Origin of the sequence: Pseudomonas sp. BCA17 (assembly GCF_004519405.1) — a bacterium.
Classification (GTDB): Bacteria; Pseudomonadota; Gammaproteobacteria; order Pseudomonadales; family Pseudomonadaceae; genus Aquipseudomonas.
The window spans coordinates 1,704,366-1,719,914 of the sequence record NZ_SGWI01000001.1 but is presented as its reverse complement, the minus strand read 5'-3'; the positions used below and the strand labels follow the sequence as shown (position 1 = coordinate 1,719,914).

General features: G+C 60.9%; 13 protein-coding genes and 1 other RNA gene. 12 read left to right on the top strand and 2 right to left on the bottom strand.

The features are described from left to right. The first annotated feature begins 277 nt into the window (after positions 1–277). The 8 genes from zipA to EXW71_RS07920 all read left to right on the top strand — a co-directional run bounded on the left by zipA (position 278) and on the right by EXW71_RS07920 (position 9,484). On the top strand, positions 278–1,144 hold the full coding sequence (gene zipA, locus EXW71_RS07955; protein WP_123715446.1) for a cell division protein ZipA: 867 nt from the start codon (positions 278–280) through the stop codon (positions 1,142–1,144). 87 nt (positions 1,145–1,231) lie between these two features. Continuing rightward, positions 1,232–3,589 carry an NAD-dependent DNA ligase LigA gene (gene ligA, locus EXW71_RS07950; protein ID WP_134656979.1) on the top strand — a complete coding sequence of 786 codons (2,358 nt, stop codon included), beginning with the start codon at positions 1,232–1,234 and terminating at the stop codon, positions 3,587–3,589. 136 nt (positions 3,590–3,725) lie between these two features. Continuing rightward, positions 3,726–4,892, top strand: a complete 1,167-nt coding sequence (locus tag EXW71_RS07945; RefSeq protein WP_134656978.1) for a putative zinc-binding metallopeptidase — start codon at positions 3,726–3,728, stop codon at positions 4,890–4,892. Positions 4,893–5,048: 156 nt separating this feature from the next. Continuing rightward, an RNA gene (ffs, locus tag EXW71_RS07940) (signal recognition particle sRNA small type) lies at positions 5,049–5,145 on the top strand. A gap of 96 nt (positions 5,146–5,241) precedes the next feature. Continuing rightward, positions 5,242–5,703: a hypothetical protein gene (locus EXW71_RS07935; protein ID WP_256658198.1), complete on the top strand. Its 462-nt coding sequence runs from the start codon at positions 5,242–5,244 to the stop codon at positions 5,701–5,703. Between the two features lie 23 nt (positions 5,704–5,726). Then, positions 5,727–7,688, top strand: a complete 1,962-nt coding sequence (locus tag EXW71_RS07930) for a hypothetical protein (protein ID WP_134656977.1) — start codon at positions 5,727–5,729, stop codon at positions 7,686–7,688. Between the two features lie 157 nt (positions 7,689–7,845). Beyond that, entirely contained in the window at positions 7,846–8,892 is a 1,047-nt protein-coding gene (locus tag EXW71_RS07925; protein ID WP_123715450.1) for an N-acetylmuramidase family protein, read from the top strand. Position 8,893: 1 nt separating this feature from the next. Then, entirely contained in the window at positions 8,894–9,484 is a 591-nt protein-coding gene (locus EXW71_RS07920; RefSeq protein ID WP_134656976.1) for a hypothetical protein, read from the top strand. A gap of 21 nt (positions 9,485–9,505) precedes the next feature. Here EXW71_RS07920 and EXW71_RS07915 read toward each other — a convergent pair whose 3' ends face one another. After that, a complete protein-coding gene (locus EXW71_RS07915; RefSeq protein WP_134656975.1) occupies positions 9,506–10,369 on the bottom strand; it encodes a LysR family transcriptional regulator in 864 nt (287 codons plus the stop codon). Positions 10,370–10,471: 102 nt separating this feature from the next. Here EXW71_RS07915 and EXW71_RS07910 point away from each other — a divergent pair, with 102 nt between their 5' ends. After that, on the top strand, positions 10,472–11,431 hold the full coding sequence (locus EXW71_RS07910; protein ID WP_134656974.1) for a DMT family transporter: 960 nt from the start codon (positions 10,472–10,474) through the stop codon (positions 11,429–11,431). Here EXW71_RS07910 and EXW71_RS07905 read toward each other — a convergent pair. Next, a complete protein-coding gene (locus tag EXW71_RS07905; RefSeq protein ID WP_123715452.1) occupies positions 11,345–11,716 on the bottom strand; it encodes a VOC family protein in 372 nt (123 codons plus the stop codon). The two genes, EXW71_RS07910 and EXW71_RS07905, sit on opposite strands and share 87 nt — an antisense overlap. Before the next feature lie 196 nt (positions 11,717–11,912). Here EXW71_RS07905 and dnaX point away from each other — a divergent pair, with 196 nt between their 5' ends. The 3 genes from dnaX to EXW71_RS07890 all read left to right on the top strand — a co-directional run bounded on the left by dnaX (position 11,913) and on the right by EXW71_RS07890 (position 15,515). Beyond that, on the top strand, positions 11,913–13,964 hold the full coding sequence (dnaX, locus tag EXW71_RS07900) for a DNA polymerase III subunit gamma/tau (RefSeq protein ID WP_134656973.1): 2,052 nt from the start codon (positions 11,913–11,915) through the stop codon (positions 13,962–13,964). A 43-nt stretch (positions 13,965–14,007) separates the two neighbouring features. Next, entirely contained in the window at positions 14,008–14,346 is a 339-nt protein-coding gene (locus EXW71_RS07895) for a YbaB/EbfC family nucleoid-associated protein (protein ID WP_003193199.1), read from the top strand. A 134-nt stretch (positions 14,347–14,480) separates the two neighbouring features. After that, positions 14,481–15,515 (top strand): NADP-dependent oxidoreductase, encoded by a 1,035-nt coding sequence (locus tag EXW71_RS07890; RefSeq protein ID WP_134656972.1) that lies wholly within the window; start codon positions 14,481–14,483, stop codon positions 15,513–15,515. Positions 15,516–15,549: the final 34 nt, after the last annotated feature.

The following is a 15,549-nucleotide window of genomic DNA, read 5'->3' as shown; positions in this document are numbered from 1 at the left end:
GCGGCAAGCTGCAAGTTATAAGCTGCAAGTGAGTTGGCTTGAGCTTGCAGCTTGCAGCTTATAGCTCACAGTTGGCGCTGAGATAAAAGATCGTCCTGTGTATCGAAAGCGACCAATCCGACACACTTTCTGCCAACTGTGCTAATTTAATGTCAATTTTTCGTATGCGTGGGCAAAACGTCAGTCAGAACATAGAGTTGGCGCCACGTTTTAAAGCGGTTTGCACGTTGCTAAGCCCCTTATTTTTCAGCATTTTTTATTAGAGGCACGGGATTACATGGAAATCGGTCTGCGCGAGTGGCTGATCGTCATCGGCATTATTGTCATTGCCGGTATTCTTTTTGATGGCTGGCGCCGCATGCGCGGTGGCAAGGGCAAGCTCAAGTTCCGTCTGGACCGCAACCTGTCCAACTTGCCCGACGACGACGGCAACGCCGAGCTGTTGGGGCCGCCCCGTGTACTGGATACTCACAAAGAGCCGCAGTTGGACGAGCACGACCTGCCGTCCATGAGTGCGCCGCTGCGTGAAGCCCGCGAACCGTCTTCCAAGCGCGGCAAGCGCAACACCGCAACGGTTGCCGAGCCGCATCAGGGCGACCTGAACCTCGATGTCGATGAAGGCCCGAGCTTCAGCAGCCGCGACGATGATTTTCCTGATGAGACTCCGGCCAAAAGCAATGCGCCGCGCCAGTCGGTGAACGATCAGCCGGCGGCCGAAGAAGTATTGGTGATCAGCGTGATCTGCCGCGACGCTGCCGGCTTCAAAGGCCCGGCACTGTTGCAGAACATCCTGGAAAGCGGCCTGCGTTTCGGCGAGATGGATATTTTCCACCGTCACGAAAGCATGGCCGGTAATGGCGAAGTGCTGTTCTCCATGGCCAATGCGGTCAAGCCCGGCACGTTTGATCTGGACGATATCGACCTGTTCAGCACCCCGGCGGTGAGCTTCTTCCTCGGCCTGCCAGGCCCGCGTCACCCGAAACAGGCATTCGACGTGATGGTGGCTGCAGCGCGCAAGCTGTCCCAGGAACTCAACGGCGAGCTCAAGGATGACCAGCGCAGCGTCCTGACTGCCCAAACCATCGAGCACTATCGTCAGCGCATCGTCGAGTTCGAGCGTCGCGCGCTGACACAGAAACGCTGAGGTTCGATCTCAGGCGTTGCCTGTAGAATCCGTGCACTAACATATTGAGCAGCTTCGGCTGCTCTTTTGCTTTATGAGAGAACACCCATGACCGCCGCCCATACCCGTATCCTCGAACTGCGCGCTGAACTGGATCAGCACAACTACCGCTACCACGTCCTCGACGAGCCGAGCATTCCGGACGCCGAGTACGACCGCTTGTTCCACGAGCTCAAGGCCCTGGAAGCCGAGCATCCGGAACTGGTGACGCGCGATTCACCGACGCAGCGGGTCGGCAGTGCGGCGCTGTCGGCGTTCACCCAGGTCAAGCATGAGATCCCGATGCTCAGCCTGGGTAACGCGTTCGACGAAACCACCATGCTCGAGTTTGATCGACGGGTCACGGAAGGTCTCGACCTGCCGGTGGGCGATCTGTTTGGCGGGGGCGCAGCGGTGGAATACAGCTGTGAACCGAAACTGGATGGCCTGGCGGTCAGCCTGCTTTATCAAGACGGCGAATTGGTACGCGGCGCCACCCGTGGCGACGGTACCACCGGCGAAGATATCAGCGTCAATGTGCGCACCGTGCGCAATATCCCGCTGAAGCTGCATGGCAGCGGCTGGCCGACGACCCTGGAAGTGCGCGGCGAAGTGTTCATGTCCAAGGCCGGCTTCGAGCGTCTCAACGCATCGCAACTGGAAGTGGGCGGCAAGACCTTTGCCAACCCGCGCAACGCCGCCGCCGGCAGCCTGCGCCAGCTGGATTCGAAGATCACCGCCAGCCGCCCGCTGGAGTTCTGCTGCTACGGTGTGACGACCGATATCAGCGACACCCATATCGGCAACCTGCAGCAGTTGCAGAAGTGGGGCATGCCCATCAGCCGCGAGTTGAAACTGGCCAAGGGCATCCAGGATTGCCTGGATTACTACCGTGATATCGGCGAGCGGCGTAACAGCTTGCCCTATGAAATCGACGGCGTGGTGTTCAAGGTCAACAGCATCGCTTCCCAGCGTGAACTGGGCTTCCGCGCCCGTGAGCCGCGCTGGGCCATCGCCCATAAATTCCCGGCCATGGAAGAGCTGACCGAATTGCTCGACGTGGAATTCCAGGTCGGCCGTACTGGCGCCGTGACGCCGGTGGCGCGCCTCAAGCCGGTCAAGGTGGCCGGTGTGACCGTGTCCAACGCCACTTTGCACAACATGGATGAAGTGGCACGGCTGGGCCTGATGATCGGCGATACCGTGATTATCCGCCGCGCCGGGGATGTGATCCCGCAGGTGGTTTCGGTGGTCGTCGAGCGTCGCCCGGAAAATGCCCGAGCGGTGCAGGTTCCGCAGAACTGCCCGGTATGTGGCTCCCATGTGGAGCGCACGCAATTGGTCAAGCGCAGCAAAGGCAAGGAAACCGTCAGCGAGGGCGCGGTGTACCGCTGTGTCGGCCGCCTGGCCTGTGGGGCGCAGCTCAAGCAGGCGATCATTCATTTTGTTTCGCGGCGCGCCATGGATATCGATGGCCTGGGCGACAAGACCATCGAGCAACTGGTGGACGAGAAACTCATCGGCTCGCCCGCCGACCTCTACAAACTCAAGTACGAGCAGATCATCGACCTGGAAGGCTTTGCCGATATCTCCAGCAAGAAACTGATCGCGGCCATTGAAAACAGCAAGACGCCGACCCTGGCACGCTTCATCTACGCCCTGGGCATTCCCGACGTGGGCGAAGAGACCGCCAAGGTACTGGCGCGCTCCCTGGCGTCCCTGGAGCGGGTGCAGAAGGCACTGCCGGAGGTGCTGACGTATCTGCCGGACGTCGGTCTGGAGGTGGCGCATGAAATCCACAGTTTCTTTGAGGACAGCCATAACCAGGACGTGATTGGTGCGCTGCTGTCACCGCAGGAATGCGGCCTGCAATTGCAGGATCAGGGCGAACTCAGCGCTGAATTCGCCGCCAGCACGACCTTGGGCGGTTTGCTCGACAAGCTTCACGTGCCGAGCGTCGGCCCGGGTGCGGCGCAGAAACTGGCGGACAAATTCGGCTCCCTGGAAGGTGTGATCAAGGCCGACTGGCTGGATATGCGCCAGGCGCTGCCCGAGAAGCAAGCCAAGGCCGTGCGCGACTTTTTCGATGACGAAGGCAACGCCAATCGCGCCCTGGCTATCGAGCAACAGCTCAAGGACTTCGGCATGCACTGGCAGAGCGAGAAGAAGGTGGTTGAGGGCTTGCCGGAAGCCGGCCATACCTGGGTGCTGACGGGCTCCCTCGAGCTGATGAGCCGCGATGTGGCCAAGGACAAGCTCGAAAGTCTTGGCGCCAAGGTCGCAGGTTCCGTTTCGGCGAAGACCCACTGCGTGGTCGCCGGGCCGGGCGCCGGTTCGAAGTTGGCCAAGGCCAGTGAATTGGGCGTGAAAGTGCTGGATGAAGCGGCGTTCGTCGCCTTCCTGGCCGGGCACAACATCACGGTCTGATCGCGTGTCGTGAAGGGCAGGCTTGTTGCGCTGAACAGGTTTGCCCTGCGCTGGGCTGCGAAGCGGCCCCTGCAGGAAAGTGGAACGATCTCGACCCGCCAATGATCTAGTCTCAGTCACCCAGGGAGAGATCGCCATGTTCCGCTACTTCGAGCAACTCAGTTCACGCATCGCGGCACCCTTCGTGGCCGGCACGTCTCGCGATAGCAAGGTGTGGCAGTGCCGTTGCGGCCAGTCATTGTTCTTTCGCAACAGCCAATGCCTGGCCTGTCAGGCGCTGCTGGGTTACTACCCCCGGCAAGCTCGCCTTTCCTCGCTGCAGCCCGGCCCTGTGGCGGGCACATGGTTTCAGGATGACAATCTCGACGCCGGTGCCTTCCGTCGCTGTGCCAACCTCGATACCCCCGCGGCCTGCAACTGGTTGATACCGGCCCACAGTACGGCGACCTTGTGCACGGCTTGCAGTCTTAACCGCACCATTCCCGATCTCTCGGTTCCGGAAAACCACGAGCGCTGGCGCAAAGTGGAAACCGCCAAGCGTCGTCTGGTGGCGCAACTGATCAACCTGGGCCTGCAAGTCGTGCCCAAAAGCGTCGATGAAGACACCGGCCTTGCCTTCGATTTCATCGGCATCGACCTGGAAGGCAACGCGCCCATGACAGGCCACGCCAACGGCTTGATCACCCTGGATATCAAGGAGGCCGACGATGCCCACCGAGAAAAAGTCCGGGTCCAGATGCGCGAACCTTATCGCACCTTGCTTGGCCATTTCCGTCATGAAGTCGGCCATTACTACTGGGATCGCCTGATTGCCGACACCCATTGGTTGCAAGCCTTTCGCCAGCTGTTTGGCGACGAACGCGCCAGTTACGCCGATGCCCTCGGCCAGTACTACCAGAACGGGCCGCGCCCGGATTGGCAACACACCTGCGTCAGCGCCTACGCCACCATGCATCCCTGGGAAGACTGGGCGGAAACCTGGGCGCATTACTTGCACATGATGGACGCCGTCGATACCGCCCTCGGCTTCGGCATGAGTGCCCGGGAGATGGACCTGGATTACCAGCCATTCCCGCTCACCACCCTCTATGACCCCGAGCATCCCGGCGGCCCGGCGTTCCTGGCGTTCGTCAACGCCTGGATCGAACTGGCCGGCATGCTCAACGAGCTGTCGCGCAGCATGGGCCAGCCGGATTTCTATCCCTTCGTGTTGCCGCCGGCGGTGATCGCCAAGCTGCACTTTATTCACCTGGTGATTCAGGAGGAGGGTGGTCGGGCCGATGAGGTTGTATTGGCCCAATGAGGAGCCGTCTCCCACAGGACTCGGGCGCGATGCTTACGGCTGTGACAAGTACTTGAGCTTCTTCATATTTTTAATCCGGAACCAACGGTTGTAACTTCCGATGAGATCGGTACAATGGCGCGGCTTGCCGAGAGGCAGGCGTCGTTATGGTGACCCCATCGGTCCCCCCGCAACGATTACCCGTTAACCTGGTCAGGCCCGGAAGGGAGCAGCCACAGCGGGAACATTGTGTGCCGGGGTGTGGCTGGTGGGGTTGCCTCCATAACGCTCTTCCTTATGCTCTTCCCGGCAGCATCGTCTCAAATTCAATTCAAAAAATGCTTTCACGCCATCTGCCATCGGGCAGTCCATGGCGGCATACTCCAGTGCCTGGCATTCGGAGACAGCACACGTGGAAAAAGTGGACGACCTCACTCGCGAAAAACTGCGGGAGTGGCAGATGCGGCGTCTGGAAATCAAGGACCGTATTCAATCGCATCCGGAACAGACCCTGGAGTTATCGAGGGTGCTGGACCTCATGGATGACGAGCACGCTGAAATCCTGAGCCAGGCCGAGATGATCCGGGTCGGGGAGGTGGCCCCCGCCGCCGAGCCTGCACCGTCCGCGCTGAACGGCGCGTACACCCTGCAGTTGAATGTGGCCGCGCAGAGCGCCGAGGACTTGCGCCGGTTGTTCGATATGGCCGTCTTCGAACTGCAGCAGCAGATCAATGCAGCCAGTGCAGCGGGTCGGCATCCCGGCGGCATGTCGGGATCGCTCGGCGAGTATCGCTTTGAGCTGGGTATTCAGGTTGAACCCGGCGAAGCCTGACGCCAGCGACGCGACGAGGAAGTATGCAACCGGAACATTTTGATTTATCCAGCCCGGTGTTCTTGCCGGTCACTGCGCAAACCTGCACGGCCTTGCTGGGTGCCGAGGGGGCCAACGTCCTGCTCGGCCTGACGGACCCGGAACTGGCGGCGGTGCTGGTCATCCAGAACCTGGCCCAGGCCGCGGAAAAAGACCTGACCTGTACGGGCGCCGAGCGCATCCTGGCCAAATTGATCGGCTGGGCTGTGGATACGCAGGCAGAGGGCACGGCAACATTACTGTCCGAGGCACAGCGACTGTTCGATCCGCGCACCTTGTATTTCGGTTTCAACGCGCTCAAAAGCATCAACCTGCGCCTTTTGTCGGCTGAAGAAGTCCAGGCGCGCGATTACCTGCTGCCCACCGGCAAATGGGATGTCGACTACAAGGTCCGCCACCTGCGCGGCAATGATCCGTTCAGCCAGCAGATGATCACGCCCCGGCACCGTGAACGTTGGCTCAGCCCCGCCCAGGACAAGCTGGTGCGCACGTTCCGCGCCAATCTCAATGAAGACCTGCACGTGCAGGGTTATGCGGGCATCGGCAAGAGCCATCTGCTCGGCGCCTTGATCGAGTGCCTGCGCCCTGCACAGACGTTGGTACTGGCGCGCACGGGAGCCAAACTGGCGACGTTGCGCGAGCGCATGGGCCTGCCTCGCGACAGCAAGGCCGGCTCTACTTTTGCCGCTTTCGCCAAGGCCCTGTTGCACGGCCCGCGGCCCGTCGTGGTGAACACACCGAGCAGGTTACCCACCAGGCAGGCGGTGGCCCAGGTTCTGGATATCTACGGTTGGCGTGGGCATGACGGCCAGGCGACCCTGGATGTCTGTCTCAAGGTGCTTGAAAACTATTGTCACTCCGCGCATCACAGCCTGTCGGCCCGGCACTTTCCGCATTTCAAGCAGCCTTTGGGCAGCGTGGATGCCCAGGCGCTGCTGGAGTATTCAAGCCGTGTGTGGACCTACCTGGAAAGCAATCCTGAATGGGCCGGCCAGACCGGGTTCGCGTCTTTGTTGCTGATCAAGCGCGCCTGCCTCGCCGGTTGTGTGGTGCCGCCGCGTTACACCCATGTATTGATCGATGAAAGCCAGGACATACCTGCGCCATTGCTGCAGATTATCGAGCGTGGTCGTCAGGTACTGATCACCCTCGGCGACGAATACCAATCGGCCAGTGGTGTGATGGTGCGGAGAAAGCGCGAGGTCCGGCAAAGCGACATCAGCTACTCCGTGCGCTCGGGGCGCAATATCGAGCGTCTGGTCAACCCGTTGATCAGCGTGCACTCAAACAAGTGCAAGATCCCTTTCGAGGGAGCGCGTGATGCCGACGTCGGCATCGAGCACTACCCACAGGGCTTCGTGCCGCCGGAAGGCTGCGTGGTGTTGACCGCGTCCCACTGGGACACCATGAAGTGGGCGATCCAGCTGTACCAGGCCAACTGCCCCTTCGGTTTGCAGGGCAACGCGGCGCAGCAGGACCTGGAGCGCTTCATGATCAGCGTCATCGGTTTGTTCAAGCCGGACTTCTACAGCGATGAGCACAACGAAAAAGGCGCACACGCTTATTTCAGTGGCATGGATGACTGGCGGCAGGTGCGTGAGGCCAGCCAGTTCGATGAGTCGTTCCTGTGGGTCGAGGCCGAGCTGGAAAAAGGTTTCAATGTCGCGGATGTCACGCGCTTGAACCGCCTGGGTGGCGAACCCGGCAAGCGTTGCCTGTTGATGCTGGCGCAAGAGGCGGGGGGGATGGAGTTTGAGCAGGTGCTGCTGACCCCCGAGCTGTTGACCAACGTTCCGTTCAAGGATGCCTACGCGTTCGACCAGAGACTGTGCGCGGTTTATATTGCGATTTCCCGGGCCACGTCGCAGCTGTACCTGCCCTACGATGTGGTTGAATGGATCGATTACCACAGGGACCAGAAGTTTCGTGAGTCCCACGGTTGCTGATTGATTAAGTGCGGCTGATTCACAACTTTCCAAACCTCCTCTGGACAACCCAAAACCGCCTTGTTAGTTTTCGCCAGCCGCTTGTTTCAGAGTATGACAAGGGTATGGGGATGATATTGAAGTGCTATCACTTCTTTAACTAACAAGGATGTCTGTCATGAAAAGCCTGCAAGGGTTGCCTCGACTTATCAGTGCTTCGGTAGGTGCTCCCGGTAAAGCCCGCAACTTGCCCGCCGATGTGCAGTGCATCCAGTACTTATTCAATCTGATCATTCCGAAAATGGGTTTTCCGCTGGCCGAAAACGGCAAGTGCGATGGCCAGTTGGTGCAATGCATCAGCCAATATCAATTCCGTCACCTCAAGTATGCCCACCCCGATGGCGTGATCGACCCTACCGGGCGCACCTTCAACAGCCTGATCGAAGAAGCGGTGAAGGTACCGGTGAAGGCTTACCCGAACATGCGCATTCCGAGCTTTCTCAATGTGTTCGGCAACAACCAGGGGGACGCGGTGCAGGCCACGGTCAACGTGTACCTGGACCGCATGCGCGCGATGATCGAGGCCGAGCGGCGTAACCGCCAGTTGATGCTCCAGGCCACGTGCGACGGGGGCATGACGCTCAGCGAGACCGACTTCCAGAACGCCGCCACGCAGTTGGGTGGTGGCATTTCGGTGAATATCATCAAGGCGTTTGCCACGGTGGAATCCGGTGGGCGTTCGGGGTTCGGGCCAGCCAAGTTGCCGGTGATTGCTTTCGAAGGGCACCTGTTTCGCAAGTACACCAAGCACATCTACGACCAGGCGCACCCGCTGCTGTCTTACCCCTACAAGAAGAAGGCCGGTCCGCAGTGGCAGACCAATAACAAGGACCAGACCAAGGCCTGGGAAACCATGGCCACCGCCTTTGCCCTGGATCAGGAAGCGGCGTTGATGTCTGCGTCCTGGGGCATGTTTCAGATCATGGGATTCAACTACGCGTCATGCGGTTACAAGACGGTGTTTGAATTCGCAGCGGCATTAAAAGTGAATGCCGGCAACCAACTAAAGGCTTTCCTCGGTTTTTGCAGCAAGAGCCCGGCGTTGATGAAAGCCATGAAAGCCAAGGATTTCACTGGCATGGCGCGCAACTATAACGGCGAGGACTACGGCAACTATGACGTCCTTATGCAAAAAGCCTACGAAAAACTGGAAGGGAAAAAATAACATGATGCGTTTTCTAGCGATGGGTGTGTTGTCGTTGTGCGCCGCAGTACCTGCCTTTGCCGGTTCGCCCGCGTTGCATTCAGGCAAATACGAAGGGCTGATGCTGGCAGTGACGCCTGAGCATCAGGTTGAAGGCTACTACTCCGAGGCAATGGGCGAGGGCGTGACCCGCAGCTGCTCGTTCTACCTGCAAGGCAAGCCCGCTGCGCTGACCACCTGGCTCGACAATGCCTACCCCGGCAGCGTGGCACCGTCGTCGGACGGTGTGACCCTGACCGTGGTAGACGGCCGCCAGCACCCTGGTTGCCTCAATGTGCTGATGCCGGAAATCGCCACCGGCCTGGACCTGTCTCAGACCGCCAACACGAAATGGATCGGCCTGGTCAAGGTGTCCGCCGACAAGGCTTACCTGCTAAAGAGCCCAAGTGCCAAGGCCGCCAAGCGCCCTTACATCGTCAAGAATGACGTGGTCGGCGTGCTGGCGTTCAAGGATGGCTGGGCTCAGGTAGAGTTCATCAATGCCGAGGATCGTTCGTTCACCGGCTGGATCAGCCAGGACCAGTACGCCCGTCTGGCCGCCCCGAAGAGCTGAGTCGATACAGGTCGAACGGTGTCAGCCAAAGGTTTCCCGCAGTAACCCGGCGAAAGCATCCCGCGCCAGATGCCGCTGGGTGTCCTTGTGCCAGAACAGCAGGTTGTCCACCGCCTGCAGTTCCTCGAACCGGTACGACGCCAGCTGATTGGCCTGCTCATAGCGGGCCAGGATGCCCTCGGGCGCCAACGCCACGCCAATTCCCGCACTGACGCAACCGATGATTGTGCCCCAGCTTGCATAGCTGGCGATGCTCGGCTTGAAGTCGTGAGGTCTGACCCAGTTTTCCAGTGCGGCGCGGTAGGGACAGCCGGGCGGCCACACCAGCAAGGTGCGCCCGGCCAGGTCCTTGGCGCTGTTGATCGGTGCGCTGGAGGCGCTGGCGATCAACACCAGGCGTTCGCTGTAGACCACGCTGTGTTCGAGCTTGGCGCGCCTGCTGCCGCTGGCCACCAAGGCCACATCGAGGCGATGGTGTTGCAGATCATCGAGCAGTTGCGCCCAGGCGCCGGTGACCAGTTCCAGGCTGACATCGGGGTAGCGCCGGTGGTATTCCGCGAGCAAGGGCGGCAGGCGTCCGCTGGCGCTGGATTCCACGGCACCGATGCGCAAAGTGCCCCGGGGAATTGCGTTGGCATCCACTGCGCGTTTGGATTCCTCCACTAACGCCAGGATGCGCTCGCAGTACTCCAGGAAGATTTCACCGGCAGCACTGATCGCCAGCCCACGCCCGGCCCGGATGAACAGGGGCGTGCCCAACTCGCTTTCCAACTGCTTGATGCGTGTGGTGATGTTTGACGGCACGCAGTGCAGTTGCAGGGCGGCCTGTGCCACGCTGCCGGTTTGCGCCACGGCTCGCACCATTTTCAGTTGGGCCAGTTCCATTGCTCAGTTCCAGTGATTTCAGAAGTCAGAAACGGTTAATTGTCCTGCGTCCCGTGCAAGCCAAGACTGACTGCATTCCTACTCAGTTTGCGGATGCCGTCAATGAATACCCCGTCACCCTTGAAGCTTACGCTAGTCATCGCCGGCGTCATCCTCTGCTGGGCCTACTCGCCGATTGGTGTACATATGGGGTTGCACAGCTACAGTCCCGGGCAACTGGCATTGCTGCGCTTCTTGATCGCGTCGGTATTCATGGCCGGTGTCGCGCTGGCAGCAGGTATCGGTCGGCCGCGCCTGCGGGACCTGCCGTGGTTGCTGGTGCTGGGCTTTTTTGGCGTGTTTCTGCATCACACCAGCCTCAATCATGGGCAGCAGTGGGTGACGGCGGCGGCGTCCAGTGTGCTGGCCCAGTCGGCGCCCTTGTTCAGTGTGCTGATCGCGTCTCTCTGCTTGAAGGAGCGTGTCAGCGCCTGGCGTTGGGGCTGCGTGCTGCTGGGGTTGGCCGGTGTGCTGACCGTGGTCTGGGGCGACGCGGGCAGGGGGGAGTTCGACCCGCGGGGCTTGCTGATCCTGCTGGCGGCGGTTTCGTGGAGTATCTATTTCGCCATCCAGAAGCACTACGCGCACCGCTACAGCCCGCTGACCATGGCGTGCTACATGGTGTGGGCCGGCACATTGATGCTGTGCGTGAACCTGCCTGGCCTGCCGGGCGCAGTGATGCGGGCGCCGTTGCCGGAGAACTTGTCGGTGTTGGTATTGGGCATTTTCCCCAGTGCGCTTGCCTACCTGGCCTGGGGGTATGTGTTGAAGCATGTCGAAGTCAGTCGCGCATCGGTGGCGATGTACCTGATCCCACCAGTGGCGATGGTGATGGCAGCGACGCTGCTGGGCGAGCACATTGCGTTGCAGGTGATGCTCGGCGGGGTGCTCGTGTTGACCAGCGTGGCTGCCATCGCCCTGGAAGGGCGCCGGCGTTCAGTCGCTCAGGCAGAGCGCTCGCAGCCGGTGGCCGTCGAGGTCCTGGGCGACAAAGGTGTAGCCGAAATCCATGGCGGTCGGTGACTGGATGATCATCGCCCCCCGTTCCACCCAATGCTGGTGCAGGGCATCGACAGCCGCTTTGTCGGGCAGCGAGAAGCCCAATTCGGCACCTCCCACCGTGGCCTGGGCCGCCGGCTCTACGGTGTGCCGCGACCACAGGCCCAGCTTCACGCCGTTGTCGAGGATGAACAGGGCGAACGTGGGGCCCAGTTCCACAGGGGGCTTGTCCAGCAGGCGGCTGTAAAATCTGGCGCTGGCGGCTGGGCTGTCGACGTACAGCAGGAAGTAGTGAGCGACGGTATTCATGCAGGCTCCTTGAGCACAGGTGGTGAGTGAAATCGAGTCTATAAGGCCGTGCTGTCAGTTCTTGTCAGGAGCGTGTCGGGTGCAGCGCAGAGCCTGCCAGTTCCGCGAAAGCAGATTAGACGAGCGTGCCGGATGCAATTTCCCCCTTGCTCCGCTAGCATTACCGGCCTCTGCTCTCCAGTTGCGACGGTTTTCGATGAGTTATCAGGTTCTTGCACGTAAATGGCGCCCGCGCTCGTTCCGCGAAATGGTCGGCCAGACCCATGTGCTCAAGGCTCTGATCAATGCCTTGGACAGCCAGCGGCTGCACCACGCCTACCTGTTCACCGGGACTCGGGGGGTGGGCAAGACCACCATTGCGCGCATCATCGCCAAATGCCTGAACTGTGAAACCGGCATCACCTCGACACCCTGCGGCACCTGCTCGGTGTGCCGGGAAATCGACGAAGGGCGTTTCGTCGACCTGATCGAGATCGACGCCGCGAGCCGCACCAAGGTCGAAGACACCCGCGAACTGCTCGACAACGTGCAGTACGCACCCAGTCGTGGTCGCTTCAAGGTCTACCTGATCGACGAAGTGCACATGCTTTCCAGCCACTCCTTCAACGCCTTGCTGAAGACCCTGGAAGAGCCTCCACCCTACGTCAAATTCATTCTGGCCACGACCGATCCGCAGAAACTTCCTGCGACGATTTTGTCGCGGTGCCTGCAATTCTCCCTGAAAAACATGACCCCAGAGCGCGTGGTCGAGCATTTGACCCACGTGTTGGGCGTCGAGAACGTGCCGTTCGAAGACGACGCGTTGTGGCTGCTCGGTCGCGCTGCCGATGGTTCGATGCGCGATGCCATGAGTCTCACCGACCAGGCCATCGCCTTCGGTGAAGGCAAGGTCATGGCCGCCGATGTGCGCGCCATGCTTGGCACCCTCGACCACGGCCAGGTATTCGATGTGCTGCACGCGCTGATCGAAGGCGACGCCAAGGCGTTGCTCGAAGCCGTGCGCCACCTGTCGGAGCAAGGCCCGGACTGGAACGGCGTGCTCTCGGAAATCCTCAATGTGCTGCACCGTGTCGCCATTGCCCAGGCGCTGCCTGAAGGTGTCGACAACGGTCATGGCGATCGCGACCGCGTGTTGGCCCTGGCCCAGGCGTTGCCGGCTGAAGACGTGCAGTTCTACTACCAGATGGGCCTGATCGGTCGCCGGGACCTGCCTTTGGCACCGGACCCGCGCGGCGGCTTTGAAATGGTCCTGCTGCGGATGCTGGCCTTCCGGCCGGCGGACACGGCAGACGCACCGAGACAGCCGCTAAAGCCAGTGGGGATCAGCCAGGCCACAGTTGATTCCGCCAAACCAGTGGCTGGTGCGGCGGTTGTCGCGCCAGTGGTTGCTGCGCCAGCGCCAGCGCCGGTTGCTCCTGAACCTGAACCTGAACCTGAACCTGTGGCCGCTCCCGTGGCCGAGCCGCAGCCGGTTGCCGAGCCTGAGCCGGTCGTCGACCTGCCTTGGAACGACCCGGTGGAGGCCGAGTTACAGCCAGCCGTGGAGCCCGTGCTGGAAACCAGTGGCGAGCAGCCTGAGCTGACGCCGATGCCAACGCCGACCCCGGACAGCGTAGTGCCGGATGCCCCTGAGTGGGTCAGCGCGCCGGTTCCCGAACCGACCGTCGCCCAGGTGGATGCCGCCACCCCAGGCATTGACCTCGACGACGAACCGCCGCTGGACGAAGACTACATCGAGCCGGACATGGATTCGGCCTACAGTTACCTGGACGACCTGGCCAGCGAACACACGGCCGAGCCGGCTCCGGAGCCCGAAGCCGAGCCCGCTGCGGCACCGGCTACCGGCCTGGCCTTGCAATGGCTGGAGTTGTTCCCGAAATTGCCGATTTCCGGCATGACCGGCAGCATCGCCGCCAACTGCACGCTGATCTCCATCGAAGGCGATCACTGGCTGCTGCACCTGGACCCGGCCCACAGCGCGCTGTTTAACGCCACGCAGCAGCGTCGTCTCAACGATGCCCTGAATCAGTACCATGAGCGTACGCTGACCATCACCATCGAGTTGATCAAGCCTGAGCAGGAAACCCCGGCGCAGGCCGCCACGCGTCGGCGTATCAACCGTCAGCGCGAAGCGGAAGACTCGATCCACGGTGATCCGCTCATCCAGCAAATGATGCAACAGTTCGGCGCAGTCGTTCGCCAAGATACAATTGAACCTGTCGAAGCCCCGGTACCCCAGGCATCCTGATACCGGGCTACTAAATTGATCCACGTACTTTGAGGTGATTCCCATGATGAAAGGTGGCATGGCCGGCCTGATGAAGCAGGCGCAGCAGATGCAGGAAAAGATGGCCAAGATGCAGGAAGAGCTGGCCAACGCCGAAGTCACCGGTAAAGCCGGTGGCGATATGGTCAGTGTGGTGATGACCGGTCGTCACGACATCAAGCGCGTGAGCATCGACCCAAGCGTATTGCCAGGTGTTGGCGAAGACGATCTGGAAATGCTGGAAGCGTTGTTCGCCGCCGCCGTCAATGACGCGGTGCGCAAGATCGAAGCCAACAGCCAGGACAAAATGTCCGGCGTGACCGCTGGCATGCAACTGCCGCCGGGCATGAAGCTGCCGTTCTGATCGAGCCGCTTTAGCTGGACTCCAATGCCAGGCTTCGTGCCTGGCATTTTTGTTTGTGCTGATCCAATCGAACCCTGGCAGGGTGCGCAAGGTCTGCACCCTATACCGACATATTCGATAAAGGAGACCTCCCCATGCCTCAAGAACCGGTCCTGAACCAGCGCATTGTTCTGGTCTCGCGCCCCCAGGGCGCGCCGACCCCGGAAAACTTCCGCCTGGAACGCGTGAACCTGCCGGAATTGGCGGACGGCCAGGTATTGCTGAAGACGTTGTACCTGTCCCTCGACCCCTACATGCGCGGGCGCATGAGCGATGCCCCGTCCTACGCAGCACCGGTGGAAATCGACGAGGTGATGACCGGTGGTGCCGTCAGCCGTATTGAGCAATCCCGTAATCCCAAATTCGAAGTAGGCGACCTGGTAGTCGGCTCAACCGGCTGGCAGAGCCACAGTATTTCCGACGGTCGCAACCTGATGCCTGTGCCCAAGGGCTTGGCGAGCCCCTCGATGGCGCTGGGCGTACTGGGGATGCCGGGCATGACCGCCTACATGGGATTGATGGATATCGGCCAGCCCAAGCCCGGGGAGACCCTGGTTGTGGCGGCGGCGTCCGGCGCGGTAGGTTCGGTGGTGGGACAGGTGGCCAAGCTCAAGGGCTTGCGTGTGGTCGGTATTGCAGGGGGCGCCGACAAGTGCCGCTACGTGGTGGACGAACTGGGCTTTGATGCCTGTGTCGACCACAAGAGCGAGCATTTTGCCGATGAGCTTTCCCAGGCGTGCTTCAAGGGCGTGGACATTTACTTTGAAAACGTCGGGGGCAAAGTCTTCGATGCCGTGCTGCCGCTGCTCAACCCAAAGGCACGTATTCCCCTGTGCGGCCTGATCGCCGGCTATAACGCACATGAAGCGCCGATTGGACCGGATCGTCTGCCGGCACTGCAACGCACTTTGCTCACCAAGCGCGTGCGTATCCAGGGCTTTATCGTGTTCGACGACTATGGCGACCGCCAGCCCGAGTTCCTCAGTGCAATGGCGCCGTGGGTGCGCGACGGCAAGATCAAGTTCCGTGAGGATGTGGTTGACGGCCTGGAGCAAGCACCCGAAGCCTTTATCGGTTTGCTGGAAGGGCGCAACTTCGGCAAGTTGGTGGTGCGCGTCGCGCAGGATTGACCATTTGACGCTAATCCGGGGCGCGGGTATAAAC

Excerpts from the sequence above, each read along its gene's own strand:
- zipA (WP_123715446.1), top strand. The coding sequence starts at position 278 with ATGGAAATCGGTCTGCGCGAGTGGCTGATCGTCATCGGCATTATTGTC.
- ligA (WP_134656979.1), top strand. The coding sequence starts at position 1,232 with ATGACCGCCGCCCATACCCGTATCCTCGAACTGCGCGCTGAACTGGAT.
- EXW71_RS07945 (WP_134656978.1), top strand. The coding sequence starts at position 3,726 with ATGTTCCGCTACTTCGAGCAACTCAGTTCACGCATCGCGGCACCCTTC.
- EXW71_RS07935 (WP_256658198.1), top strand. The coding sequence starts at position 5,242 with ATGGCGGCATACTCCAGTGCCTGGCATTCGGAGACAGCACACGTGGAA.
- EXW71_RS07930 (WP_134656977.1), top strand. The coding sequence starts at position 5,727 with ATGCAACCGGAACATTTTGATTTATCCAGCCCGGTGTTCTTGCCGGTC.
- EXW71_RS07925 (WP_123715450.1), top strand. The coding sequence starts at position 7,846 with ATGAAAAGCCTGCAAGGGTTGCCTCGACTTATCAGTGCTTCGGTAGGT.
- EXW71_RS07920 (WP_134656976.1), top strand. The coding sequence starts at position 8,894 with ATGATGCGTTTTCTAGCGATGGGTGTGTTGTCGTTGTGCGCCGCAGTA.
- EXW71_RS07915 (WP_134656975.1), bottom strand. The coding sequence starts at position 10,369 with ATGGAACTGGCCCAACTGAAAATGGTGCGAGCCGTGGCGCAAACCGGC.
- EXW71_RS07910 (WP_134656974.1), top strand. The coding sequence starts at position 10,472 with ATGAATACCCCGTCACCCTTGAAGCTTACGCTAGTCATCGCCGGCGTC.
- EXW71_RS07905 (WP_123715452.1), bottom strand. The coding sequence starts at position 11,716 with ATGAATACCGTCGCTCACTACTTCCTGCTGTACGTCGACAGCCCAGCC.
- dnaX (WP_134656973.1), top strand. The coding sequence starts at position 11,913 with ATGAGTTATCAGGTTCTTGCACGTAAATGGCGCCCGCGCTCGTTCCGC.
- EXW71_RS07895 (WP_003193199.1), top strand. The coding sequence starts at position 14,008 with ATGATGAAAGGTGGCATGGCCGGCCTGATGAAGCAGGCGCAGCAGATG.
- EXW71_RS07890 (WP_134656972.1), top strand. The coding sequence starts at position 14,481 with ATGCCTCAAGAACCGGTCCTGAACCAGCGCATTGTTCTGGTCTCGCGC.